Source organism: Haloarcula sp. Atlit-7R, assembly GCF_003666065.1.
GTDB classification, from domain to species: domain Archaea; phylum Halobacteriota; class Halobacteria; order Halobacteriales; family Haloarculaceae; genus Haloarcula; species Haloarcula taiwanensis.
In genome coordinates, this window is record NZ_QXIK01000021.1 from 1 (window position 1) to 23,558 (window position 23,558).

The 23,558-nt window shown below is 65.6% G+C and carries 19 protein-coding genes and 1 pseudogene; 9 read left to right on the forward strand and 11 right to left on the reverse strand.

All coding sequences use genetic code 11. The annotated features are described in order from the left end of the window. Together D3D01_RS20940 and D3D01_RS20945 are read left to right on the forward strand one after the other, a co-directional pair. Positions 1 to 200: pseudogene (locus D3D01_RS20940) on the forward strand (transcriptional regulator); the annotation flags it as partial. 148 nt (positions 201 to 348) lie between these two features. Beyond that, positions 349 to 1,029 carry a DUF3552 domain-containing protein gene (locus D3D01_RS20945; protein WP_121513621.1) on the forward strand — a complete coding sequence of 227 codons (681 nt, stop codon included), beginning with the start codon at positions 349 to 351 and terminating at the stop codon, positions 1,027 to 1,029. A 9-nt stretch (positions 1,030 to 1,038) separates the two neighbouring features. Here the strand turns inward: D3D01_RS20945 and D3D01_RS20950 are convergent, their stop codons facing one another. From D3D01_RS20950 to D3D01_RS20960, 3 genes are all read right to left on the reverse strand, one after another. Continuing rightward, the gene (locus tag D3D01_RS20950; protein WP_121513622.1) at positions 1,039 to 1,752 is read right to left on the reverse strand and encodes a CbtA family protein; all 714 of its coding nucleotides are present in this window, start codon (positions 1,750 to 1,752) and stop codon (positions 1,039 to 1,041) included. Continuing rightward, complete coding sequence (locus D3D01_RS20955; RefSeq protein WP_014039273.1) at positions 1,752 to 1,958, reverse strand: CbtB domain-containing protein; 207 nt, start codon at positions 1,956 to 1,958, stop codon at positions 1,752 to 1,754. Before D3D01_RS20955 ends, D3D01_RS20950 begins: the two co-directional genes overlap by 1 nt. Before the next feature lie 69 nt (positions 1,959 to 2,027). After that, complete coding sequence (locus tag D3D01_RS20960; protein ID WP_121513623.1) at positions 2,028 to 4,163, reverse strand: VWA domain-containing protein; 2,136 nt, start codon at positions 4,161 to 4,163, stop codon at positions 2,028 to 2,030. A 35-nt stretch (positions 4,164 to 4,198) separates the two neighbouring features. Between D3D01_RS20960 and cobN the strand changes: the two genes are divergently transcribed. Genes cobN through D3D01_RS20975 form a run of 3 tightly spaced genes read left to right on the forward strand, consistent with a single transcriptional unit; the run spans position 4,199 to position 9,573 of the window. Beyond that, positions 4,199 to 8,095, forward strand: a complete 3,897-nt coding sequence (gene cobN, locus D3D01_RS20965; RefSeq protein ID WP_121513624.1) for a cobaltochelatase subunit CobN — start codon at positions 4,199 to 4,201, stop codon at positions 8,093 to 8,095. Continuing rightward, positions 8,085 to 8,816: a precorrin-8X methylmutase gene (locus D3D01_RS20970; RefSeq protein ID WP_121513625.1), complete on the forward strand. Its 732-nt coding sequence runs from the start codon at positions 8,085 to 8,087 to the stop codon at positions 8,814 to 8,816. Before cobN ends, D3D01_RS20970 begins: the two co-directional genes overlap by 11 nt. Beyond that, a complete protein-coding gene (locus D3D01_RS20975; RefSeq protein WP_121513626.1) occupies positions 8,809 to 9,573 on the forward strand; it encodes a cobalt-precorrin-7 (C(5))-methyltransferase in 765 nt (254 codons plus the stop codon). Before D3D01_RS20970 ends, D3D01_RS20975 begins: the two co-directional genes overlap by 8 nt. Positions 9,574 to 9,594: 21 nt before the next feature. On the opposite strand, the gene D3D01_RS20980 is transcribed toward D3D01_RS20975, so the two are convergent. Next, a complete protein-coding gene (locus D3D01_RS20980; protein WP_101349051.1) occupies positions 9,595 to 10,062 on the reverse strand; it encodes a DUF2062 domain-containing protein in 468 nt (155 codons plus the stop codon). 76 nt (positions 10,063 to 10,138) lie between these two features. Continuing rightward, positions 10,139 to 10,912 carry a CbiX/SirB N-terminal domain-containing protein gene (locus tag D3D01_RS20985; protein ID WP_101349052.1) on the reverse strand — a complete coding sequence of 258 codons (774 nt, stop codon included), beginning with the start codon at positions 10,910 to 10,912 and terminating at the stop codon, positions 10,139 to 10,141. Positions 10,913 to 11,081: 169 nt separating this feature from the next. On the opposite strand from D3D01_RS20985, the gene D3D01_RS20990 reads away from it, so the two are divergent. Next, complete coding sequence (locus D3D01_RS20990; RefSeq protein ID WP_121513627.1) at positions 11,082 to 11,570, forward strand: cation:proton antiporter regulatory subunit; 489 nt, start codon at positions 11,082 to 11,084, stop codon at positions 11,568 to 11,570. Positions 11,571 to 11,601: 31 nt separating this feature from the next. Beyond that, positions 11,602 to 12,813 carry a cation:proton antiporter gene (locus tag D3D01_RS20995; protein WP_121513628.1) on the forward strand — a complete coding sequence of 404 codons (1,212 nt, stop codon included), beginning with the start codon at positions 11,602 to 11,604 and terminating at the stop codon, positions 12,811 to 12,813. Between the two features lie 21 nt (positions 12,814 to 12,834). Here the strand turns inward: D3D01_RS20995 and D3D01_RS21000 are convergent, their stop codons facing one another. Then, positions 12,835 to 13,875, reverse strand: coding sequence for a zinc-binding dehydrogenase (locus D3D01_RS21000; RefSeq protein WP_121513629.1), 1,041 nt, complete (start codon positions 13,873 to 13,875; stop codon positions 12,835 to 12,837). A gap of 467 nt (positions 13,876 to 14,342) precedes the next feature. On the opposite strand from D3D01_RS21000, the gene D3D01_RS21005 reads away from it, so the two are divergent. Next, positions 14,343 to 14,537, forward strand: coding sequence for a XapX domain-containing protein (locus D3D01_RS21005; protein ID WP_004518274.1), 195 nt, complete (start codon positions 14,343 to 14,345; stop codon positions 14,535 to 14,537). Between the two features lie 85 nt (positions 14,538 to 14,622). Here the strand turns inward: D3D01_RS21005 and D3D01_RS21010 are convergent, their stop codons facing one another. Beyond that, a complete protein-coding gene (locus D3D01_RS21010; RefSeq protein WP_121513630.1) occupies positions 14,623 to 15,345 on the reverse strand; it encodes a hypothetical protein in 723 nt (240 codons plus the stop codon). A gap of 3 nt (positions 15,346 to 15,348) precedes the next feature. Further along, positions 15,349 to 18,801: a CehA/McbA family metallohydrolase gene (locus D3D01_RS21015; RefSeq protein WP_121513631.1), complete on the reverse strand. Its 3,453-nt coding sequence runs from the start codon at positions 18,799 to 18,801 to the stop codon at positions 15,349 to 15,351. Positions 18,802 to 19,158: 357 nt separating this feature from the next. Here D3D01_RS21015 and D3D01_RS21020 point away from each other — a divergent pair, with 357 nt between their 5' ends. Next, positions 19,159 to 20,085 (forward strand): nucleoside hydrolase, encoded by a 927-nt coding sequence (locus tag D3D01_RS21020; RefSeq protein ID WP_121513632.1) that lies wholly within the window; start codon positions 19,159 to 19,161, stop codon positions 20,083 to 20,085. A gap of 34 nt (positions 20,086 to 20,119) precedes the next feature. Here the strand turns inward: D3D01_RS21020 and D3D01_RS21025 are convergent, their stop codons facing one another. The 3 genes from D3D01_RS21025 to gfo6 form a co-directional block, all read right to left on the reverse strand. Continuing rightward, positions 20,120 to 21,295 (reverse strand): mandelate racemase family protein, encoded by a 1,176-nt coding sequence (locus tag D3D01_RS21025; protein WP_121513633.1) that lies wholly within the window; start codon positions 21,293 to 21,295, stop codon positions 20,120 to 20,122. Between the two features lie 101 nt (positions 21,296 to 21,396). Continuing rightward, positions 21,397 to 22,257 (reverse strand): MBL fold metallo-hydrolase, encoded by an 861-nt coding sequence (locus D3D01_RS21030; protein ID WP_121513634.1) that lies wholly within the window; start codon positions 22,255 to 22,257, stop codon positions 21,397 to 21,399. 44 nt (positions 22,258 to 22,301) lie between these two features. After that, complete coding sequence (gene gfo6 / locus D3D01_RS21035) at positions 22,302 to 23,384, reverse strand: D-xylose 1-dehydrogenase Gfo6 (RefSeq protein ID WP_101349061.1); 1,083 nt, start codon at positions 23,382 to 23,384, stop codon at positions 22,302 to 22,304. Between the last annotated feature and the right edge of the window lie 174 nt (positions 23,385 to 23,558).

The following is a 23,558-nucleotide window of genomic DNA, read 5'->3' on the forward strand; positions in this document are numbered from 1 at the left end:
CCGACGACCACGCGCTTCGGCTGTTCGATGTCACAGACGGCCCTGTCGACACGCTGGACACTGACGGCGTCGTGACGGCGGCGGCAGTCTCCGACGGAACCGCCGTCGCCGTCGAGGAGCCGGTCGTCTACCACGACGAGGGCCGCGAGCGCGGCGCGTATCGGTTGCATCGAGTCGGGCTAGCACAGCCCTGTCGCTGACGCGCTGACGTCCCACTCTGGATCGGGAGCGGTCTGTCAGACTGCTTTTTACGTCGACGTGCTGTCCCCGGTTTGGCTCCGATTACTGTGTTATGTGGTGTCAAACTAACCATTCGCCAGTCGTAGTGTCTCGGTACCGGAGTCCAGTATGGCCGACAAGACAGACCCGGACCACGAGGAAGCACAGCCAGCGGCGGATGCCGAAGCCGACGACGACAGCACCGCCGATCACCCTACAGAGCGCGAGCGGGAGTTCGCACAGATGCAGCGACGGCTCAACGAGCGGGAGATGGGTCTCGACCAGCGGGGCGCGGAACTCGACCGGCGCGAAGAGAAGATTGACGCCCGCGAGGACGAACTCGACCGCCGAGAGACGGAACTGGACGAGCGGGAGTACCAGCTCGATGAACGCGAAGCCGCGCTTGAGGACCGTGAGACCGACCTCGACGAGCGTGAGGCCGAGCTGACAGAGTACGACACGCAGCTTTCCGAGCGCGCCGCGGAGCTCGACGAGCACGAGGAGACGCTGCACACCTACCTTTCGGGGCAGATGGCGGATGTCGAGGCGTCTGTCACGGAGACGATGCAGGACGCACTGGACCGGTACGAGGCGGACCGGGCGACCGGTCGGTTCGGCCCGACCGGCACGATGCTCGTCGGGCTGGCCGGCGTGGCGCTCGTCGTCGCCGGCATCGGGTTCGGCGCACTGGCATCTGCCGGTACGGCCCCGCTCAGCGCCGGCGGAACGACAGTGAATCTCGCTATCGCTGCTGTCGTCGGTATCGTCGGGCTGGCGCTGAATCTCGGGACGGTTGCGGGAAAAGTCTGAGCCGCGTCGTCAGTCTGCCGTCGCGGAATAGTCCAAGCTGTCCGTGGCAGGCGTCTCACGGTCACCGAGCCATGCGTGAACACCAGCGATGGTGGCCCACAGTACCAGCTGGCCGAACACGACTGTCCAGCGGTAGGCCGCGACGAGCGCGGCAGGAACGTCGCCGTGGACCGGGTTTGCCGGCGCGAGCGCGACCGGAGCCGCAAGCAGCGCGAGCGGCAGCGCCGTGGCTCCGAGTCGAACAGCGGTGTGGCGGTGTTCCGTCCACTGATACGCGAGCCCGGCAAGCACTGCGACCAGCGCCCCCAGTGCCATCAGGCCGGCGTACCACGCAAGGCGCGTCTCCGTTCCGAGCGCCTGCTCGACGCCCGGTGGCTGCGGCGGCAAGACGAGCCACGGCGCGCCGGAGACGGTGAGGAAGCCGGCTCCCGCGAGCGCGAGTCGTTTCGTCGCCCCCGAACCGGGAATCGCGGGTTCGAGGAAGAAGTACGCCATGCCGAAGGCGGCGACGCCGAACAGCAGGCCCCAGAGGACGCCGCCGCCGATGCTCACGACGGTCGTCGTGAGTTCGGAGACGGCCGGCCCGCCGCCGTGGCTGTGTCCGTGTTCGAACGTCTCCAGCCCGGCGGTGAAGGCGTTCCCGACCGTCGCGATGAACAGGCCGTAGACCAGCCCGCCTGCCACGCCGGCCACTGCGCCGCGTTCGAGGTAATCAGTCGTCATCAGTGGCAGGTGATGCCGGCGCTGTGTCGGAAGTTGTGCAGCGAGTCGTGCAGCATCGGGTCCTGCACGAACAGCAGCGTGAAGCCGAGCGCCGCCACCAGCGCGACGGCGATGGCGATCTGCGGGCCTGTCAGCGACGCTCTGGCGCGTTCGATACGGTCATGCACGCTGTCCGTAGCGCGTGCGGTGTCAGTGTCATCCTGCATTGAAATCTCGTTTGTCTTAAGAACAAGTAAGATTGTAAAACTTCCGCCTGAGACAGCTCCGGCCGGGGGCTATCGCTCGCTGGCGACGGCATCGACCCGCTCGGCGGTCAGCGCGTCCAGCGGGACCACTGACGCGTCCGTTTCGTCTGCAACGAGGTCGAGCAGACCGGCGCGACTCCCTTCGCCCGCATCCACGACGACGGTCTGGTCAGCCGCTTCGCCGAGCATCCGCGCCGCGTTTCTGGTCGCTGCAACCGGACTCCCGTCGGCGGTGTTCGCCCGGCCGTCGGTCACGACGACGACGACGCCGGCGTCCGGGTCGGCGCGGTCGAGCACCTCGCGGGCGGCGGTCAGGCCGGCCGGCAGCGGCGTCCGGTCGCCGGTCGGCAGGTCCTTGAGGTGGCGGGCGGCCAGCGAGACGCTGTCGGTCGGCGGGAGCACCACGTCCGCGCTCTCGCCGGCGAAGGTGACGAAGGCGACCTGGTCGCGGGCCTGATAGGCGTCTTTCAGCAGTTCCAGCACGGTGCCTTTTGCGGCCCGCATCGCCGGGCGCATCGACGCGCTCGCGTCGACAGCGAACACGACCAGCGTCTCGGCGTCGCCTGCGCGAACAGACTTGCGGAGGTCTCGCGACTCGACGCGGCCGCTCCCGCGGCTGGCTGCTGCCCGGACCGACGCTGCAGCGTCGACCTCGTCGTCGCGGCCGGCACGCTCGGTGCGGACCGTTGCGCCGCGGGTCGTGCCCGTCGCGCCCGCGCGGCCGCTCGCCGCGCCGCCGTCCGTGTCGACCTCCGGGGCGTCCATGTCGGGCGCGTCGCTGTCGCCGACTGCCGCACGAGACTGGCCGGGCAGGAGCGGCGTCGCGTCCTCCGGGTCGTCGGGGCTGCCGTCCTCGTCACGGTCGTCGCCGGCATCCGATTCGGCCTCACTCCCCTGACCCTCCCCGTCTCCGTCTGCCGACGCGGGCGCTGGACCGCCCGGTTCGTCTCCCCCCTCGCGGTCCTCGGAGCGCTCGCCATCGTCGGGGCGCTGTTTCTGTGGGCCACCACCGGCATCGCCGTCCGAGTCGTTTCCGTCAGCCGCTGACTCGTCTGCGTCTTCTCCGCCCGCCGTCTCGTCATCCGCTTCGCTCTCCGATTCGTCGGCTTCCCCGGTGTCGTCTCCGCTTTCCTCGTCTTCGCCCTCGTCGTCATCGAAGTGGTCGTCGAGCACGTCGTCGACGTCCGGCGCGTCCTCGAAGGGTCGAGAGGTGAGCCGGTGGGGCAGCGCGAACTCGGCGGCGCGCTCGATGTCTGATTCGAGAACCGTCGTCCGCCCGTCCAGTGCGGCAAACGTCCGGGCTGCTCGCGCTGTGGCGATATCGCCACGGTGGCCGTCGAGGCCGGCGTCCCGGCAGAGTTCGGCGATTTGCTCGCGGAACTCGCGGGCGAGGTCAACCTCGGGGAGAATCTCACGGGCGGTCCGCAGTCGCTCGCCGGGGTCGCGGTCGGGTTCGGTCCCGTCTCCCCCTTCGTCGCCCTCTCCGAGCGCCCGGTCGATGATGGCGACCCGGTCGTCGAGGGCCTCGCACGCGCTGACCTCGGTCTGGAGGGCGAAGCGGTCCCGGAGCTGGGGCCGCAGGTCGCCCTCCTCGGGGTTCATCGTCCCGACGAGTGTGAACTCGGCGGGATGCGTGACGGTGACGCCGTCGCGTTCGACGCGGTTCACGCCGCTCGCGGCGGCGTCGAGGAGCACGTCGACGAGGTGGTCGTCAAGCAGGTTCACCTCGTCGACGTAGAGGATGCCGCGGTTCGCGCGGGCCAGCAGGCCGGGGTCGAACTCGTGGTCGCCGTCCAGCGCGTCGGCCACGGAGAGCGTGCCGACGACGCGGTCCCGCGTCGCGCCGAGGGGAAGCGTCACCAGCGGAACCGAGCGCGTCTCGACGGGGGGGTCCGTTCGGGTCCGGCAATCCTCGCACTGTGCCCCGTGACGGTCGGGCGGACAGCCGTAGGGACAGTCCGCGACCGCGCGCTGCTCGGGGAGCAGGTCGGCGAGGGCCCGCACCGCCGTCGACTTCGCCGTCCCCTTCTCGCCGCGGACCAGCAGACCGTCGAGGTCGTCGTCCGTCGCAACCGCCAGCAGGCCCTCTTTCAGGTCGCGCTGGCCGACGACGCCCGCGAACGTCGGCCCCTGCGAAGCTTTTTTGCCCGCGCCGAATACAACCATACTTGTATTAGTGCAAACGGAGATTTAATAACGTTATGCCACAGCTAGGACTCTACACCGCGACGGAGAACGAACTCGGGGCCGTCCAGCAGGCCGCGGGCGAGGTGAACGCGGACCTCATCGTGCGCTCTGAGAGCGACCTCGACGACGAACCGGCGGTCGAGGCGTTCGTCGACGAACTGACCGACGCCGACGCCGTAATCCTCTGGCTCCACGGGGCCGAGGACAGCATGCCGGGCTACGACCTGGCTGTCGAGCGCCTGCGCGAGGCCGGCGTCCCGCTCGTGGTGAAAGCCACCGGCGACGCCTTCGCCTTCGAGGACACGTCGGTTCCCGACGAGCACCGCGAGACGGTCTACGAGTACTTGGAGAGGGGCGGCGCGAGCAACGTCGCCAACTGCGCCCGCTACCTCGTCGCGCAGTACGGCGACGCCGACCCCTCCTACGACGACCCGGTGACACTGCCGACGGAGGGGGTCTACCACCCCGACCATCCGGGTGCGAGCATCGAGGAACTGCGGGCGACGTTCGACCCCGCGAAGCCGACCGTCGCCGTCTGGTTCTACGAGTCCCACTGGACCCACGAGAACACCCGCTACGTCGACGCGCAGGTCCGAGCCATCGAGGCCCAGGGCGCGAACGCGCTCCCCATCTTCTGCGAGCCGGCGACCGACGCTGAGGGCCAGTGGAACGCCGAGCGGGTCACCGAGGAGTGGCTACTGGACGCCGACGGTAATCCGCTCGTCGACGCCGTTTGCTCGTCGTTCATGTTCTCGCTGTCGATGGACGAACGCGGCCGCAGCGCCGACGACGAGGGCCAGAACGCACAAGACGTGTTCCTCGACAAACTCGGTGTCCCCGTCATCCAGACCGTGACGACGATGCGCTCGCGCTCCCGGTACGACAGCAGCGACACGGGCGTGATGGGCTTCGAACTCGCGCTCTCGGTCGCGCTGCCGGAGTTCGACGGCAACGTCATCACGCATCCCATCTCGGGCAAGGAGCGCACCGACGACGCCGCCGACATTGGCAGCGCCCCGAAGCAGCACTTCCCAATCGACGACCGCGTCGACCACGTCGCACGCCTCGCAGTCAACTGGGCCGAACTGCGCCACACCCCGAACGACGAGAAGCAGGTCGCCGTCGTCCTGCACAACTACCCGCCGAGCGACGACGGCATCGGGACCGCCTTCGGGCTGGACTCGCCCGAGAGCACGGTGAATCTGCTCGAAGAACTGGACGCCCGTGGGTATGATTTGGGAGATACGATGCCCGACAGCGGCCAGTCGCTCGTCGAACGCCTCACCGCACAGCTGACCCTCGACGACCGCTGGGTCGCGCCCGAGGACGTACGCGAGATGAGCGTCGACACCGTCTCGCCGGCCCAGTACGGCGAGTGGTTCGAGGCCCTCGACGCGGACTTCCGCGCGAACGTGGTCGAGGAGTGGGGCGACCCGCCCGAGCGCCCCTTCGCGATTCCCGGGGCGGAGTTCGGCAACGTTCTCGTGACGGTGCAGCCCCCGCGCGGGTTCGGCATGGACCCCTCGAAGGTGTACCACGACTCGGACCTCCAGCCGCCCCACGACTACGTCGCGTTCTACCGCTGGCTCCGCAACGCCTACGAGGCCGACGCCGTCGTCCACCTCGGGACTCACGGCAGTCTGGAGTGGCTCCCCGGCAAGACGGTGGGACTCGACGGCGAGAGTGCACCGGACCAGCTCATCGACGACATCCCGAACGTCTACCCCTACATCGTCAACAACCCCGGCGAGGGAACCCAGGCCAAGCGCCGGTCCTACGCCGCTATCGTCGACTACCTGACGCCGGTGATGGCCAACGCCGGAACGTACGACGACCTCGCCGACCTGGAGGAACTGGCCGACCGCTACCGCGAGGCCGGCATGGAGGACGCTCGCAGCGACGACGGCGAACACCTCGCCGAGCAGATTCGCCGGACGGTCGACGAACTGGACCTCGCCGTTGAACTCGGCATCGCCGGTGAGATTGACGAGAAAGCAGACGTGCGGGGACCAGACGAGGCCGGGTCGACGCTCGCAGAGGGAGACGTCGAAGGCGACGACCTCGACATCGACGCACTCGTCGAGCGCGTCCACGAGTACCTCACCGACGTGAAGACCACCCAGATTCGCAAGGGCCTGCACACGATGGGCGAACCGCCGGCCGACGACCGACTGGTCGACTATCTGGTCGCGCTCACCCGCCTAGAGAACCCCGGCGCGCCGTCGCTGCGCGAGAGCGTCGCGGGCGTGCTTGGCGTCGACTACGACAAACTCCGCAACGCCCCCGGCGAGTACGACGAGGCACTGGGGATGACCTACGCCGAGGCCGCCGACCGCGTCCACGAGACCAGCACGGACCTCGTGGGGACGCTCGCCGAGTACGACTTCGACGTGCCCGTGAGCGAACTCGACGACGGCGACTCGGAGGTCAACATGAACCTCCTCGTCGTCGACATTGACCCCCTCGGGGACGCCCGCGCTCGGTCCGGCGCGCACGACGACCTCCGCGAGGCGCTGGCCTACATCTGCGAGGAGGCCGCTCCGCGGGTGGCCGGTGCGGCCGACGAGATCCCCCGCACCGCCGACGCACTGGCGGGCGAGTACGTCCCGCCCGGCGGCTCCGGCGCGCCGACCCGCGGCGGCGTCGACCTGCTCCCGACGGCCAGGAACTTCTACACGCTCGACCCGCGGAAGGTCCCGGCCAAGACCGCCTGGGACGTGGGCAGCGAAGTCGCATCCGGCGTGCTGGAACGTCACGAGAGCGACGAGGGCGAGTACCCCGAGGAAATCGGCGTCGTCGTCTGGGGGACGCCGACGGTCCGGACCCGCGGCGAGACCATCGCGCAGGTACTCGCGCTGATGGGCGTCGAACCGGTCTGGTCCGACGCCGGCCGCGTCGAGGACGTGGAGCCGATTCCCTTAGAGGAACTCGGCCGCCCGCGTATCGACGTGACGACGCGCGTCTCGGGCCTCTTCCGGGACGCCTTCCCCGCGGCGGCGGGCGTGGTCCACGACGCCGTCGACGCCGTGGTCGACCTCGACGAACCCCACGAGATGAACTACGTGAAAAAGCACGTCGAGGCGGAGACCGACGACCTCGTGGCTGACGGGATGGACGAGAGCGACGCCCGCAGCGCCGCCAAACACCGCGTGTTCACGACCCGGCCGGGCGGCTACGGAGCCGGGACGAACAAGGCCGTCGACGAGGGCAACTGGGACGACCGCTCGGACCTCGCCGACGTGTACGTCCAGTGGGGCGGCTACGCGATGGGCTCGCGCGGCCGCGTCAGCGAGGCCCACGAGTCCTTCGAGCGCCGCCTGTCCTCCGTCGACGCGACGGTCAAGATAGAGGACACCGCTGAACAGGACGAGTTCGACTCCTCGGACTGGTACGCTTTCCACGGCGGGTTCATCTCCGCCGTGACCGAGATCGCCGGCGAGGAGCCAAATTCCTACGTGGGCGATTCATCGGACCCGGACAACGTCGACGTCTACACCAACGAGGAGAAGGTGCGCAAGGCGATGCGCGCCCGCGTCCTCAACCCCGCGTGGCTCGACTCGATGGAGGAACACGGCTACAAGGGCGCGGGCGACCTCTCGACCACGGTCGACGTGGTGCTGGGGTGGGACGCCACCACCGGCGTCGTCAGCGATACGCTGTGGGAGGACGTGGCCGAGCGCTACGCCTTCGACGCGGACCGGCAAGACTGGCTCCGCGACGTGAACCCCTGGGCGCTGGACTCCATCACCGACACCCTGCTGGAGGCCATCGACCGCGGCCTCTGGGACGCCGACGACGAGACGCGCGACCGCCTGCGGGACCTGAATCTGGAAGTGGATGGTGACTTGGAGGCCCGCGCCAGTTCCGGTGGAGCTGCCGACTCGACGGAGGTGACCTCAGATGACGACTAACACGAACGACGCGACAGACGCTGAGACGAACGACGAGGACGACTTCGAGGAGTACGCCGACCTCGGCGCGACGACGGAGAACGCGATGGACATCGCCGAGACGTCGATGGACCGCGTTCGCCGACTCGTCCCCGACGAGACGCTGGCCGACCGCATCCGCCAGAAGTCCGTCCACGCGACCGGCGACCCAGAGTTCCAGCACCTCGTCCGCTTCACCGGCGCGGACGACGACGAACCGGTCCGCGCGGGGGCACAGGCCGTCCTCGACGAACAGCCCATCGTCACCGACATCACGATGGTCAAAGCGGGTATCACCGGCCGCGGCCACGACTGCCCGGTCCGGAAGGCCATCGGCAACGGCGCGGAACTGGCCGCCGAGACCGGCATGACCCGGACGGCCGCGTCGGTGCTGGAACTCGACCGCGAGGGCGTCTACGACGGCGCTATCGCCGTCGTCGGGAACGCGCCAACGGCGGCGCTCGCGCTCGCTGACTGTATCGAGGACGGCACCCGGCCGGCCGTCGTCGTCGCGACGCCCGTCGGCTTCGTGAAGGCCGCCGAGAGCCGGGAGCGGCTCCGCGAGGTGGCGGCCGAGCACGGCGTCCCGACGATTACGAACGTCGGCCGCCGCGGCGGGAGCGGGCTGGCCGCCGGCCTGACGAACGAACTGGTGCACGTCGCCAGTGACGTGCGGGAGGGCGACGTCTCCCTGGATGACTGAAAGAGACGACTACGACCTCGATAGCGGGCCGGACCCCGCCGCCCTTGCGGCGAGCGCGCCCGAGGACCCCGCCGCCGACCGGCCGGTCAACGCCGTCGGAATCGGACCGGGGAACCTCGACTTCCTCACGCCGCGGGGCGAGCAGGCGATTCGGGAGGCCGACGTGGTCGTCGGCTTCGAGACGGTCGTCGACTTCGTCGCCGAGCGCACCGACGCCGACCTGCTGACCTGTGGCTACCGCGACGAACTCGATACGCTGGAGGCCTTCGCCGAGCGCGTGGCCGCCGGCGAGCGCGGGACGGCCGTGCTGATGGGCGACCCGAACCACTCGGGTTACCAGTTCGTCGGGAAGGTCCAGCGGGCCGTCGACCGCCCCGTCCGCGTCGTGCCGGGCATCTCGTCGCTCCAGGTCGCGGCCAGTCGCGCCCGAACGCCGATGGAGGACACGACGTTCGTCACGCTGCACAAGAGCGGTGACCTCTCGGCCGACCTCGACCGACTTCGGAGCGATGTGGGTGACCGACACCTGCTCGTCCTCCCGCGCCCGTTCGACCTGATGCCCGAGGACGTTGCGACTGAGTTGCTCGACGCCGGCGGCGACCCCGATCTGCCGGCGCTGGTCTACGAGCGACTCACCCACGACGACGAGGCCCGCACCGCGACGACGCTCGGCGACCTCGCACAGGATTCCGGCGGTGACAGCAGGGAGGACACGCGGTTCTCGGACTTGTCGGTGTTCGTCGTGCGGCGAGAGTGACGCGCGCGCCTCCAGTCCTGTCTAGCTAATTTCGGCCGTCCATCCCTGCCGTCGCCTGTACTCGCTGATAAGCCGGAACGCGAGCACGTAGCCGACAGCGGCGAACACGACGGCCAGAACGACGTTCCCCGTCCACAGTCGGACCAGCACGTCGCTCCCCATCGAGACCGAGACACCGTCAAACGACAGGCCGGGCACCGGCCCCAGAATCTGGTTCCCGAGCCAGAAGCTCGTCGCGTACACGCCCCACTTGACCGGCGGGTTGAGTATCAGTACAGACGCGAACAGCGCAACCTTGCTGAGTTGTTTGAACAGGTACGCGAGAACGAGGAAAGCGAGAAAGCCAGTCCCTAGCGTCGGGAGCGCGGTGAGGAACACGCCCACACTGAAGCTCACCGCGACTTCCCGCGGCGAGTGGTCTTCTATCAGCGCAGCCACGAGCTTCTCTTTGACCTGTTCCCGCGTCTGCGCTACTCGTCGGCGAACCATCTACGTGTCAGGATGTCCCGTGGGTACAAATCGCTTCCTCTCGTTCGGCGTCCCCGGCTCTGACGCCGCCCCAGCCCTAATCGCCTTCACCGTCGGTCGCCATCGGACGGTTTGTCGCGGCCAGCGTCGCCTCGAACGTCTGTGGCGTGCGTGAGTCGGCCATCGTCCGCGCCGTCTCGACGGCGGTTGCGACAGCCTCGGTGACAAGCGGGTGGTCGTCCAGCGTGTCGGTGTAGGCGAGTCCGCCCCTGTCGAGGTCGAGCTTGGCGGGAATCTGTGTCTCTGTCGCGTCAGTCGGCGCGAGAAAGAGCGGCACAGCGACGGCGTGGTCGTGGGTGAGATTGTATCGGACACATTCGACAGCGGGGTTCTGAAGCAGATAGCACGGCTCCACCTCGCCGAAGGCCGAGCGCTCGCGCAGGCGCTCGGCGTGGTATTCAGTCACTTGACGCTGGTACGGCTTGCCGCTGGAGCCGAAGGCGACGAGCGCGACGGAGGTGTCGGGGGCCTCCGGGACCGCAGCGGCGGCCCGGTCCCGGAGCGCTTCGGTCAGCAGCGGGCTCCGCCCGACTGGTTCACAGTAGTGCGTCTCGGCGTTGACCTCGTCGAGTACCGCTGGCACGTCCGTGACTGTCGCATGGTCGTGAGCGACGGTCATCGGCAGCGCGAACACGCGGTCGGCGTCGATGGCTACCAGTTCGTCGCGTAACTCCCGACGGGGTTCGTGGTCGTAGGTCAGCACCGCCACGTCAGTAGCTACCCCACGCTCGCGCAGCCGGCGAGCGTGTGTCTCGTAGGGCGTAGCGCGTGGCGTGTCCCGACCGATGAGCAGGAGTGTGTCGTGTGGCATTGGTAGCGTCCGACGCTAAAACAATCTGAGTTGTTTTAGCGAAAGTTGGCTTGCCTGAACGTTGGCAGGAATCCACTAATACCTTTGGGTCCTGCCGCTCGGGCGTCGGCGACCCGCTATCCGAGCCCGGGCATAGGGGCTTATACGCAGTCGAGCGCAATTCCGGGCTATGGACGTGACAGAGACCGACCTGCCTGGTGTGGGAAAGAAACACGAGGTGGACATCGGCGGCGGGCAGCAACTGGTAGTCGTGACCCACAACACGGGCACGCGTGAACTGTACCTCAAAGAGGACGAGGACGCCGACTCCGAGAAACTCGTCGAACTCTCCGACCGGATGGCGCGGATGGTCGGCACGATACTCGAAGGCGCGTACTTCCAGCCGGTCGAATCCAGCCACGTCGAGACGATGCTGTCGGAGGGGACGCTGCTGGAGTGGTACGCGGTCGAGAGCGATTCGCCGCTGGTCGGCGAGACGCTGGCGGGTGCGAACGTCGGGCAGCGGACCGGTGTCACTGTCGTCGCGATACAGCGCGATGACAACGTCATCGCTGGCCCGTCGCCTGACATGCAGATCGAAGCCTCGGACACCCTCGTGGTTATCGGCGAACGCGAGAACTGTGAGCAGTTCGAGAAGCTCCTCACCGGAGACCTGTAGATGGCTGGGACCGAAGCGCCGGAGGCCCGCCGTGGCTGACCTGCTCGGCATCGGTGTCCTGTTCGCCGCCGTCGCCGCCGCCACGCTCGTCGCTGTGTGGCTGAACAAGTCGGTGATCCCGTTTTACATCATCATCGGGATGCTGCTGTCGCCGTCTGTTGCGGGGCAGTTTTCCGTCGCCGGCTACGGCCTTCCCGTCGTCGAGTCCTCGGAGTTCGTCGAGCTCGGCGCGGAACTGGGTATCGTCTTTCTGCTGTTTTTCCTGGGGCTGGAGTTCAACCTCGACCGGCTGCTGGAGAGCTGGGAGCGCATCACCAGAGCGGGGACCATCGACCTCGCCATCAACTTCGGTGCCGGTCTCATGCTCGGGTTCGCGCTGTTCCGGGACCCGCTCGCGGCCTTCCTCACCGCCGGTATCGTCTACATTTCCTCGTCGGCCATCATCACGAAGTCGCTCATCGACCTCGGCTGGATCGCCAACGACGAGGCCGACCCGATGCTCGGGACACTTGTGTTCGAGGACCTGTTTATCGCCGTGTACCTCACAGTCGCAGCCGCGCTCGTCACTGAGGGATCTGATGTGGCGGCCGCCGCGACCTCCGTCGGCATCGCGCTGTCGTTCATCGTTGCACTCCTGCTCCTGGCCCGCTACGGGACGCCGTGGTTCGAGCGGGCCTTACAGACGACTTCGAACGAGTTCACGGTGGTCCGGGCCGTCGGCATCACGGTCTTGGTCTCCGGCTTCGCCCTCGCTATCGGCGTCAGCGAGGCCGTCGCCGCGTTCTTCGTCGGCATGGCCTTCGCCCCGACCACTCACACGCACAAACTGGAGAGCCTGCTGGAACCGCTCCGCGACACGTTCGCGGCGGTGTTTTTCTTCTGGATCGGCGTCGAGACCGACCCGCGGCTGTTCGCCGGCGTCGCGGGGCTTGTCGCCGCCGCTATCGTCGTTACGACACCGACGAAAATCCTATCCGGCTATCTGAGCGGCCGCGCCTACGAGCTCAACCCCCGGCGGTCGATGCGTGTCGGCCTCGGGATGGTCACCCGCGGCGAGTTCTCCCTGATCATCGCCGCCGTTGCGCTGACCGGCGCAGGCACGTCGCTGTCGACAGCGCTGGCCAACGCGGTCTACTCGTTTACCGTCGCCTACGTCCTTCTGATGAGCATTCTCGGAACGATGCTGATGCAGTACTCGGCCCCTTTCGAGCAGTTCGCGACAGCGCGGTTCGGAACGGAGTAACGAGAAAAACGCGAGCCGGTTCTACAGTTCGCTGTCGGGAACGACTACGACCTTTCCGAAGCCCTCGCGGTCCTCGATTATCTCGTGTGCTCTGGCGATCTCGCTCATGGGGAGCGTCTCGCGGACCCGTGGTTCCATTTCTCCTTGCCAGACCAGCTCCAGCACTTCGTCGGCCTGGCCCGGAGTGGCCATCGTCGAGCCGATGACCTGCAACTGGTTCCAGAAGATGCGGTTGAGGTCCGTCTCCGGGTTGCCACCGGTTGTCGCCCCGCAGGTGACGACGCGACCACCCTTGACGAGACTCTTGAGCGAGTCCTGCCAGGTCTGTGCGCCGATGTGGTCGACGACCATATCGACGCCGCGGCTGTCGGTCAGGTCCCGAATCTCGCTCGCGAAGTCCGCCTCCTCGTAGTTGATGGTGTGATCCGCACCCAGTTCTTCTGCGTAGTCAAGTTTCTCCCGGCTGCTGGCGGTCGCAAACACCTCCGCGCCGGCGTGGTCTGCGACCTGGACGGCAGCGTGGCCGACGCCGCCAGACGCGCCGAGAACGAGGACGGACTCGCCGGATTTCAGGTCGCCGCGGTCGCGAAGCATCCGCCAGGCGGTCTGGAACACAAGCGGCGACGCGGCGGCTGTCTCCCAGTCGACGCCTTCGGGGACTGGCGTGAGGTTCTCGGCAGGCACAGCGGCGTACTCGCTGTGGACGCCCCTGACGTGTTCGCCGATGATGTGGAAATCCGGCGCAAGTGTCGGGTCACCCTTTCGCGTGAACTCGTCGCCACCGCCGCTTTTGCCGGCGAGGACGGCCACCCGGTCGCCGGGTTCGAACCGCGAAACGTCGTCACCGACTTCGTCGACGACGCCCGCGGCGTCGCTGCCGGGGATATGAGGCATGTCGAGGTCGACGCCGGGAAGGCCGCGCCGGGTCCATATGTCGAGGTGGTTCAGCGCGGCCGCCTTCACGTCGATGACCACCTCGTCGCGGTCGGGTTCGGGGTCGGGAAACTCGCCATACTCGAGCACATCACGGTCGCCGTGACTGTCGAACTGAACGGCTTGCATCGTCACCACTTCCCGTGGCTTGGTTATAAACGCCAGCCTCCCGGACGATACTAGTCGTGGTTGCACTACTGCGGTCGTACACCTGTATCTGGATACATCATAATCTATCTACTTACGGGAATTATATTCTCATAATACGGGCAATATTTAGATATAGCAGAGATACGGTGCCCTATTATATCTAGTGCGTCGAGAAAAGCTAAATATAAACTTGAAAAGTGGATATTTCTCTACTAATAACCGAAGAATCTACTTACAGGGCTTCGTTTCTCGGTAGTACAGCCCTCTCTTGGGTTGGTGTGTGCTACTCCCCACCACTGCTGGCCCGATGAGGAGCATACTTACCGCTCGAACCCGTTTTCTACGCCACCAATGACACACACTGCAAACACACTCTCTGACCGCTCTCGGGGCGATCTGACATGCAACTGGGTGGCTCCTCGTGACAGGACAGTGGTGACCGACCGATGAATCTCTCACTCGTTATCGTCGCGACGATGACCGGGGTCGCTACCGGCGTTGTGTTCGGACTGCTGGATGTCCCCATTCCGGCCCCGCCGAACCTCGCCGGTGTCATGGGTATCCTCGGCATCCTCGTCGGCTATCGCCTCATCGAGTACTTCGACGTCGGCGTCAGCCTGCTGTCGTTGCTGAAGGTCTGAGAAGCTATACGCTCCGTTTTCGAACTAACTGCACCCCTTTCTAACTATCAGAACGACGGTGACGGCAGTGACTACACCGCTGCCGTCAGTGGTCTGCGTGCTCGGTCCCGTTGTGCTGGTGACCGCTCTCGTTCCCGCCGTGGTCGGTGCCAGCGTGGTCGTGGTCGCGAGTGAGGCGGCCGTGATACGTGTCGAGGGTCCGTTCGAGCAGCGCGGTCCGCGTCTCGTGGCCCTCGGTTACCGGTTCGACCCACCGCGATTCGGTTCGCCAGTAGCCCATCACGTCGCCGGACGGCTCGATCACCTCCGCGTCGAGACCTTCGACCCCCCAGTCGTCCGTGTACGCCTGGATGAACGAGACGACGACTGTCTCGATGCCAGCCGCGAGTTCGTGGCCGCGCGTGCTCTTCGTGACGTAGGTCAGCCTGATGCGCCCGTCTTCGACGGCGAGGGAGTCGATGTCGACGAACCACTCGCGCAGGTGGGATTCGAACGCGGCGAGCTCGGTGTCGGTAGCGCCGTCGACTTCGTCGTCGCTCTCGGCGTGCTCGCCGTCGTGGCTGTGCCCGTCGCCGTGGTCGTGACTGCCGTTCGTGTGCGTGTGGCCGTGTGTCTCGTCGTGGTGTGCCCCAGTGTCTGCCTGTGTGGACGTTCCCTCAGCTGTTGCCGTCGCGCCGCCAGCTCCGGTGTCGCCCGGCTGGCTGTTCTGGGTGCCGCCGAGGCTGCTACAGCCAGCGGTGGTCACCGCAGCCACCGCGAGGGTTCCGAGGAACCCACGCCGACTCCGTCGCTGGCTGGTGTCCCACATGGCTCAGGTCCCCCATCGCGTTGCGAGCAGCGCTGCGCCGACGAGCGCGAGCAGTGTGACGACGGCGGTGAACCCGGGTCCGGACGCGGCGGTCGTCTCCGACTCCGCGGTTGCAGTGTCTTCGGCCATCGTTCCCGCCGACTCGCCCTCGGTGTCAGGCGCAACACTCGCCGTGGTACCGCCGGACTCGCCGTTGCCGTCAGTCCCGGATTCGGCTTGCTGGCTCGTCGAAATCCAGACCGGGCTGGTCAGCGCTCGGTCGCCGTCCTCGTCGACGACGCGGAAGGCGACCCAGGCGTTCCCGTCGATGGCAACGTCGGTGCTCATAGTGTCGTTTGTCCCGTCGAGCGTGACGTTCGAGACGGTCGTGCCGTTCCGGATGACCTCGGCGTACGCGAGTTCGTCGAGGTTTCGAACCGTCGCGGACGCCTCTACGGAGGACCCGGCGGTCGTGTTCACGGTCTCGCCGGGCATCCTGTCGTCGACGGTGAACTCGACGGCCGGACCGTACGTCGCGTACGTGTGCCCGTCTTTCACTGACTGGGCCCACTTCTCGGGCGTGACTGGCCCCTCGACGTATGCCCGGGTGCGGGCACTGCCGTATTTCGCCGGGAAGCACTGCGAACAGTGGTCGTCGCTGACACCGGTCGCCGTAATCTCGTAGCCGTTGTTCCAGAGGGTGAACAGCCCGCGGACGCTGGCAGCGTCGGACTCACCGTACGGACCGTTGTACGCTTCGATGGCGTCGACCATCGGGAGGTACTTCTCGTGTTGGCCGGGCGCACTGTCGAGGCTGACGAAGCGGTCACCCGGATGGTTGACCTGGAACACCGTTGCGTTGTGTCGGGTCCGGGACTCTTCGATGAACTCCACCAGGGTCCCGTCGGAATCAATCATCTCCTCGCCGTGCATCGGATAGGGGTTGAAGTGCCCGAGGTCGCCGGTGGTGATTTCCTCGCTCCGGATGAACATGATGCCGCGCTCCTTGGCCTGTGACTCCATCGACCCCCAGCCACCGATGGCGTTGTGGTCGGAGATGAACACCGCGTCGACGCCCGCCGATTTCTGGATGGCGACGAAGTTGTCGATGGGCGTCTTGCCGTCGAAGCTGACGCTGCTGTGGGCGTGGGGATCGATACCGACCCAGTTGCGCTCGCTGGGGTCCAGCTCCTCGGTGAACGTCGCGTTGACGCTGACTGCCTCGCCGGGCGTCACTGAGATGTTCTTCTCGACCGGGTCGGCGATGTAGCCGGTTCCGTGGTTAAACACCAGCGTGTAGTTGCCGGGCGGGAGCTGGAACGAGGCCGTGCCGGCCGGCGTCGTCTGTGTGTAGACGGTCTGGACCGCGGTGCCGTCGTTGAGCACCGTGATCCGGGCGTCGGCGGGACTGACCTCACCCTCGTCGTCTATCGTTGCGGTGACGTTGATTGGTGCCGGCCCCTCCAGCGAGTCGAAGTCTGCGGTGGCTGTCTCGCCGCCGGTGACAGTGACGGATTTTGGCTCTGATGCCGCAAATCCGCTGGCATCAGCCGTCAGCGTGTACTCGCCGGCGGGGAGTTCGAGTTCGTACGTTCCTGTCTCCGAGCCGACGGTGTAGGTGAACGCACGGTCGCCCTTCGAGGCGGTGACTGTGGCCTGTGAGACGGACTCGTTGTCCGTGCTTTCGATGCTGCCGGTCACCGTTCCCGTCTCGGTGCCATGCTGCTTGTTGTAGTACTCGCTGGTCGCGCTACTTGCGCCCTCCGAGCCGACGAAGAGGGCGAACTCTGCTGACCGCGTTCCGCCGGGGTCGAGGCGGTGTTCGAGCCACGGGTCAACCCATGTCGTGGAACCCGTGTACGAGGTAAAGGAGCCGTTCCCGCCCCAGACGCCGTAGCTCACGCGGTCACCGGTGAGCGCGGCCCAGGGCTGGTCGAGTGTGTCGGCACTCACCGGCGGCGAACGCGTTTCCTCGACCGTCCCCGAACCGGGGAGCCAGGTTGATTGCCCCTCAGAACTCAGTGCCGCCCCGCTCTGGAGGCGCTCGGAATCGTTGACCGGGAGGCGCTGGTCGCCGCCGTTCTCCATCGTGGTGTTGATCCAGATGTGGCTGGAGTTGGCCGGCAGCGTATACGTCGTCGTGACGGACACGTTCGAGTTCGTACTGACGTGGCCGGTCGCGGTGACGACTGCTGCGCCGCTGGGCCCGGTCGCGTTCTGGTACTCGAAGGACTCGTAGTCCGGCCACGTCCCGAAGTTGTTGAACGCGAACTCGGCGACGCCGATCTGGTCGGTCGTCAGCCCGTACGCGTTGGCGTCGTAGATGCCACCGGGGAGCGTGCCGAAGGGACCGTTTGTTTCGGTGCCGATGGCGGCGGCGACTTCACTGTTTTTCAGAACGATGGTTTCGTTCGCTGGTGTCTCGCCGCCCTTGATTCGCTCGCCGGTGACGGCGACCGGCTTGTCCGGTCGCTCGACGTGGCCCGACGAGGCCAGCCACTTCACCGTCCGGAAGAGGAACGGCCGCGTATCGGTTTGCTGGTGTTCGGCCTGCCACTCGTCGGTGAGATACGTCGTGAGCGACTTCTGACTGCCGAAGGCGACAACGCGGCCGTTGTCACCGATGTCCCACGTCGCGGCCGCACCGACGATGCGCTCGCCACGGGGGTACTCCTTCTCTGTCGTGGAGTAGGTGTACTCGTAGGTATCGCTGTCACCGTACAGCAACGGAGCCTGCGTCCCGTTTTCCGTGTCGGTCACGTTGAGGCTGACCCCGTCGTACTCCACGGTGTCGACGGTGTTCATTATGGGATGCTGGCCCGTGTTGTGGAGCACAACTCGCCACTCGTAGTCTTCGACTGTCTTGTTGGTCGGGTCCTGAATGTTCCGGAGCCACGTGTCGCTCTCGCCGTTGAAGTGAAGCCCGTACGGGTCGGTGATGTCGTTGAGCTTGCCGGCGTGGCCCTGCAGCGGCGAGGTCCAGTCCCCGACGACGAACAGGCTGCCGCCGTTTCTGACGTATTCGTCGATTGCGTCCTGCTCGGCCTCGCTATAGGCTGTCTGGGGGACGGGGATGATGACCACGTCGTAGTCCGACAGCCCGTTGGCGGATGAACTGTTCCACGAGGTCAGCCCGCCGGTCGTCGACCGTTTCGTGTCGACGTCGTACCCGCGCTCGCTGAGTCGGTTTGCGAACTTCGTGAACGTCGAGCCCTGATGGCTCCCGTCGATCAACACGTGGACGCCGGCACCACTGTTGTTGAGGTCGACTGATCCATCAGGAACCGGACAGCTCCCGTCAAGCTGACAGGTCGCCCCACCAGCTGTGGCCGTCTGTGCCATCGTCTGACTGTTCACCGTTGCCACCTCGCTTTGCTCGCTCGGTGCAGCAGCGGCACTTCCGAGGAAACCGGTGCTGACAACCGAGAAAACGAGTAGTACGCTGAGTAGTACTGGCCGTATGTGATTTCTATCCATCACTTCCTATACCGTATTGTAACTATATAATTAAAATTTACCATGGTCTCACTATTCTCGGATACTGACTGTGTTCTGTAACGAATGACCGACTCTTGTCTGTGCGAACTGTGATCCGGATTCCCACCTCGGGTCGGGCCTGTTTTAGCTGTCCCCTAATGTCACACCCCTCGGCCAGTATAAGCTGAGACTGACACACCCCATCTGTCGGCCACACATTTCGACACACCGGTTGTGGTCGCGACGACAGCCCGACAGATCACCCACAGAACACTGGCAGTCTGTCCACAGCGGCGCTTCCGTGTCAACTCCGGGACGTACCAGCTTTTAAGACCCGGTGGGCGGAATTCCGAAGGTATGTCACGGAAAGTCTTCTTCGATACGGACCCCGGCTGCGACGACGCGGTCATGCTGGCAATGGCGCTCGGCCACGAGGCAATTGATGTGGTCGGTCTCTCGACTGTTTGCGGAAACACGACTATCGAGAACACGACGCGAAACGCACACGCGATACTGGGTCTCGGTGGCTACGATGTTCCGGTGTCTCGGGGCTGTGGTCGCCCACTCGTCGACGACCTCACGACTGCCGAGTGGATTCACGGCGAGAACGGACTCCACGGCGATATCCCTGACAGTGAGGGCGACACACGTGATATCCACGGGGCCGACGCAATCGTCGAAGCCGCCCGCGAGTACGGAGACGAACTGACGATTGCAGCCGTCGGTCCGCTTCCGAACCTGGCAATCGCACTGGCAAAGGAACCCCGGTTACCCGACCTCGTCGAGGATATCTATCTCATGGGCGGGGCGGCGATGACGACCGGGAACGTGACGCCGATGGCTGAGGCCAACTTCCACAACGACCCCGCGGCAGCCAGTCGCGTCCTGCAGGACGCCACTACCCGGATGGTCGGGCTGGATGTGACTAACCGCGCTACCGTCGCTCCCGAGTTCATTGAGGAGTTCCGCACGGCCGGTGGCATCCGGGGGACCGTCGCCGAGTGGCTCGACTACCGGCCCGACTCCGGAACCTACCCGCTGGCCGACGCGCCGGCCATCCACGACGCCGCTGTCGTCGCTGACATCATCGACGAGTCGGTGCTCACTTTCGAGGAGTACTACCTCGACGTGGACACGACCGGCGGCCCCTGCCACGGGGCAGTCATCTGCGACGAGTACGGCACGACCGACAATGAGCCAAACAGCGAGGTAGCCGTCGACATCGACGTGGACCGCTACCGTGAGGTTCTCGAAACTGGCGTCAGAGCGTACGCAGCGGACTGATTCACCCCTCAGTCTGTGACGGCTGCTTGCGGCGCTATTCGTAGATGTGGACGCTTCCGGTAGTGTTGTCCTCGATGTAGTCCCAGTCGTACTCCACGCCGAGGCCGGGGCCGTCAGGAACACTGACCGCCCCGTCGTCGTCGACCGCATCCATCAGGTCGGAGTAGCCGCCCTCGTACACCGGCGGCTGGGTGTTCTGGCAGTCCGGGTGGACAAGCGCCATCTCGTAGTAGTTCGAGTTCCGGCAGGCGGCGATGCAGTGACGCTGTGCCGGACCGGGCGCGTGGAACTCCACGTCCAGCCCGAACGCTTCGGCCATTCGGGCCACCTTGATTGCGCCGGTGATACCCGCATCGTACTCGGGGTCGGCCCGGAGGAAGTCGGTCGCCTCGCTGGCGGCGAAGTCGGATTTGATCTCCAGTCCGCGGATGTGTTCGGTCTGGAGAATCGGCGTATCGAGTTTCTGTGCCAGCTTCTTGTGTGCGTGCTGTGAGATACCGCCGTCGCGGAACGGGTCCTCGTACCAGAAGAAGTCCTGCTCATCGAGCGCCCGGCCAAGTTCCAGTGCGTCGGCGAACGTCTCCAGTTCGCAGGCCGGGTCGTGCATCAGGTCCATCTCGTCGCCGACCGCGTCGCCGACAGCGTGGACCGCCTCGACCTCGCGGTCGAGACTCCGGGCGTCGTCGCCGCCGCCCCAGCCGTGAATCTTGAAGCCGCCAAAGCCCTCGTCGCGACAGTCTTCGGCGAAGTCGGCGAAGGCCTCGGGCGAGTCCAGTCCGCCGGCGTCGTCGCCGTGATACGTGGAGGCGTAGGCGGGGATGCGCTCGCGGTAGGTTCCGAGCAGTTCGTGAATCGGCGCGTCGTAGTACTTGCCGGCGAAGTCCCACAGCGCGATGTCGATTGGGCCGATGCCCATCCGGTCGTATTTCCGGAGTGCGCGCTTGCATTCGGACCAGTGCTTCTCGCGTTTCAGCGGGTCTTTACCGATGAGGTACTGTGCGATGATGTTGTACTGGGCGGCTGCCGGCGAATTGCCGCCGACGTACTCGCCCGTGATTCCCTCGTCAGTATGAACCTGTACGCCGAATAGTTTCCGCGTGGTTGTCTCGCCCGGCGCATAGACCAGATTGAAGCCGTGCTTGTCGGTCCCCACATCTTCGAGGGGGTACTCGAACTCTCGGCTTTCGATTTTCGTTATCGTTGGCGACATTTGCCGGACATACTGTGGTGGGGGTATTAAAGCTACCCCGTGACAAAACGCTGTCTCTGCTTGAGCGGCTGCCACAGCAGCGACTGGACCGCCTGTCTCATTCAGTCCAGCGCGTCGAGGCGACGAATCCCGGGCTCACCCAGCCGCACCGAACAGCCGATGTACAGCGGTTCGATGACCCGGGGGTAGTCGAACGACACCGCGTGCTCGTGAAGCACTTTCGGGTCGCCGGCCTCGCCCTGCCACATATCGTGATGCGCGGGAAGCAACCGGGATAGCTGCAGCTGGTTCGCGGCCTCGATGATCTCGTTTTCGTCCATGTACCACTTCGTTCTGACACCGCTGTCCGGTTCAGGCTCGTAGATAGAGCCGACGGTTCCAAACGCCAGCGCGCCCACGTCGATGTCGAACCGTTCGCCAACGCCGGTAAACCCCTCTGCGGGCCGGCTGTCGCCGGCATGGAAGAACGTCCCGGCGTCGTGCTCGATGACGTACCCCACCGGTTCGATGGCGTCAGGGTCGTTCGTCCCGGTAACGTGGATGGTGAAATCACCGACAACGAACTCATCACCGACGGCGATTTCGTTGCGCTGCCCGTCAGGCACCCGCATCTCACCGTCGTAGTCCGGGGAGTCATACGATGCCGACGGTGCATACAGGTCCGCGTCGAGGTCCTCGACCAGCGGGCCGTACGACGGCGGATGCATGTGGTCGATATGTTCGTGCGTGACGAGTGCGGCATCACACTCGGTCGCATCGGCGGGATCCATCGGTACCGGAATCATGCGGATGAGGTTCGGTGGGTCGCCAGTCCCGAAGTAAGGGTCGATGTACAGCGTCGTCGACTGCGAGCGGAGCACGAAACCGTTACAGCCGAGATACCAGACCACGACACCGTCGCCGGGGTCTGTCGCTTCAATCTCGTCGCGGACGAACCAGTCGTCCCACGTTGACTGAACCATGTGCCGAACTATGCCTGGCCGGGTCAAAAAATCTCGCACCGCGTTCAATCGAGCGTGACCGTCGACTCTGTCTCGGAGGCCTCGTAGACGGCTTTGATAGTGTTGATGTCGACGAGGCCGTGCTCTCCGTCGGCGTAGGGTTCGGTGTCGGTCAGTAGACAGTGGGCGAAGTACTCGAACTCCTCTTCCATCTGGTCGATCTGTTCGAAGCCGATGTCGACAGTCGTCCCCTCGTGAGACAACTGGAGCGCACGGTCGTCCCATGGGTAGAAGGCCGGTTCGACGCGGACCTTGCCTTCAGTTCCGAGTACGGAGATGTGGCTATCGAGATGTGCGTTCTGGCTGGCAGTACACACTGCGTACACGTGGCCGGGGAAATCTAGCTGGAACGCGCCGTGCTCGTCCGGCACGTCGGCGAACTCCTCCTGCACCGATGCGACGGTTCCCCGGACGGCCACGGGGTCGGCATCCAGCAGGAATCGGCTCGTGTTCAGCGGATAGATGCCGATATCCATGACGGCACAGCCGCCGGACAGCTCCCCGTCCAGCCGCCACTGGTCGGGGTCGGGGACGAGTTCGAGGATCGGCTCGGTCATGTTGCCGTGGACGAACAGCGGTTCGCCGATGTATCCCTCGTCGATGAGATCCTTTGCTCGCCGGACGGCTGGCTCGGTGTGCATCCGGTAGGCGATCATCAGCGTCGCGTCGTGTTCGTCACAGACGTCGACCATTCGCTCGGCACGCTCGATGGTGGCCTCCATCGGTTTCTCACAGAGGATCGCCTTATCCAGTTCTGCTGCCGTCTCGACGTACGGGAGGTGGAGCGCGTTCGGGGTAACGATGTAGACGGCGTCGTATGCGTCACTCGCGACTCCGTCGTGGAACTCTTCGTAGGTGATCGCGTGTTCGACCGTCTCCGAATCAGCGGCTACATCGGCTGCCTTTTCGCGGTCACTGCTGACCAGCACCGTTGTTTCACAGAGATCTCCCGCGTCGACGGCGGGCATCGCCTGTTCGGTCGTCCACCAGCCGACGCCGATCATCGCAAACCGAACGGGGTCGTCAGTTTCTGTCTGTTCCTGCCAGTCTCGACGGTCGAACCCTCCCGTGAGCGCGTCAACGTTCATACGGGTGCCGTCTCTTGGCTGGATATTATTTTTTGTGTTGGCATCCCGTGTCAGCCCATGCTGTCCCAGTGTATCGAATGACAGTTCATACATTAAGTAAACAAGTCCCCGAAAATGAGATAATTGTTCGATATTGCAGAACAAAACAACAGTCTAACCGGTAGTATTCCACAG

Bases quoted from the DNA above. Each gene is read 5' to 3' on its own strand.
- D3D01_RS20945 (WP_121513621.1), top strand. From the start codon at position 349: ATGGCCGACAAGACAGACCCGGACCACGAGGAAGCACAGCCAGCGGCG.
- D3D01_RS20950 (WP_121513622.1), bottom strand. From the start codon at position 1,752: ATGACGACTGATTACCTCGAACGCGGCGCAGTGGCCGGCGTGGCAGGC.
- D3D01_RS20955 (WP_014039273.1), bottom strand. From the start codon at position 1,958: ATGCAGGATGACACTGACACCGCACGCGCTACGGACAGCGTGCATGAC.
- D3D01_RS20960 (WP_121513623.1), bottom strand. From the start codon at position 4,163: ATGGTTGTATTCGGCGCGGGCAAAAAAGCTTCGCAGGGGCCGACGTTC.
- cobN (WP_121513624.1), top strand. From the start codon at position 4,199: ATGCCACAGCTAGGACTCTACACCGCGACGGAGAACGAACTCGGGGCC.
- D3D01_RS20970 (WP_121513625.1), top strand. From the start codon at position 8,085: ATGACGACTAACACGAACGACGCGACAGACGCTGAGACGAACGACGAG.
- D3D01_RS20975 (WP_121513626.1), top strand. From the start codon at position 8,809: ATGACTGAAAGAGACGACTACGACCTCGATAGCGGGCCGGACCCCGCC.
- D3D01_RS20980 (WP_101349051.1), bottom strand. From the start codon at position 10,062: ATGGTTCGCCGACGAGTAGCGCAGACGCGGGAACAGGTCAAAGAGAAG.
- D3D01_RS20985 (WP_101349052.1), bottom strand. From the start codon at position 10,912: ATGCCACACGACACACTCCTGCTCATCGGTCGGGACACGCCACGCGCT.
- D3D01_RS20990 (WP_121513627.1), top strand. From the start codon at position 11,082: ATGGACGTGACAGAGACCGACCTGCCTGGTGTGGGAAAGAAACACGAG.
- D3D01_RS21000 (WP_121513629.1), bottom strand. From the start codon at position 13,875: ATGCAAGCCGTTCAGTTCGACAGTCACGGCGACCGTGATGTGCTCGAG.
- D3D01_RS21005 (WP_004518274.1), top strand. From the start codon at position 14,343: ATGAATCTCTCACTCGTTATCGTCGCGACGATGACCGGGGTCGCTACC.
- D3D01_RS21010 (WP_121513630.1), bottom strand. From the start codon at position 15,345: ATGTGGGACACCAGCCAGCGACGGAGTCGGCGTGGGTTCCTCGGAACC.
- D3D01_RS21015 (WP_121513631.1), bottom strand. From the start codon at position 18,801: ATGGATAGAAATCACATACGGCCAGTACTACTCAGCGTACTACTCGTT.
- D3D01_RS21020 (WP_121513632.1), top strand. From the start codon at position 19,159: ATGTCACGGAAAGTCTTCTTCGATACGGACCCCGGCTGCGACGACGCG.
- D3D01_RS21025 (WP_121513633.1), bottom strand. From the start codon at position 21,295: ATGTCGCCAACGATAACGAAAATCGAAAGCCGAGAGTTCGAGTACCCC.
- D3D01_RS21030 (WP_121513634.1), bottom strand. From the start codon at position 22,257: ATGGTTCAGTCAACGTGGGACGACTGGTTCGTCCGCGACGAGATTGAA.
- gfo6 (WP_101349061.1), bottom strand. From the start codon at position 23,384: ATGAACGTTGACGCGCTCACGGGAGGGTTCGACCGTCGAGACTGGCAG.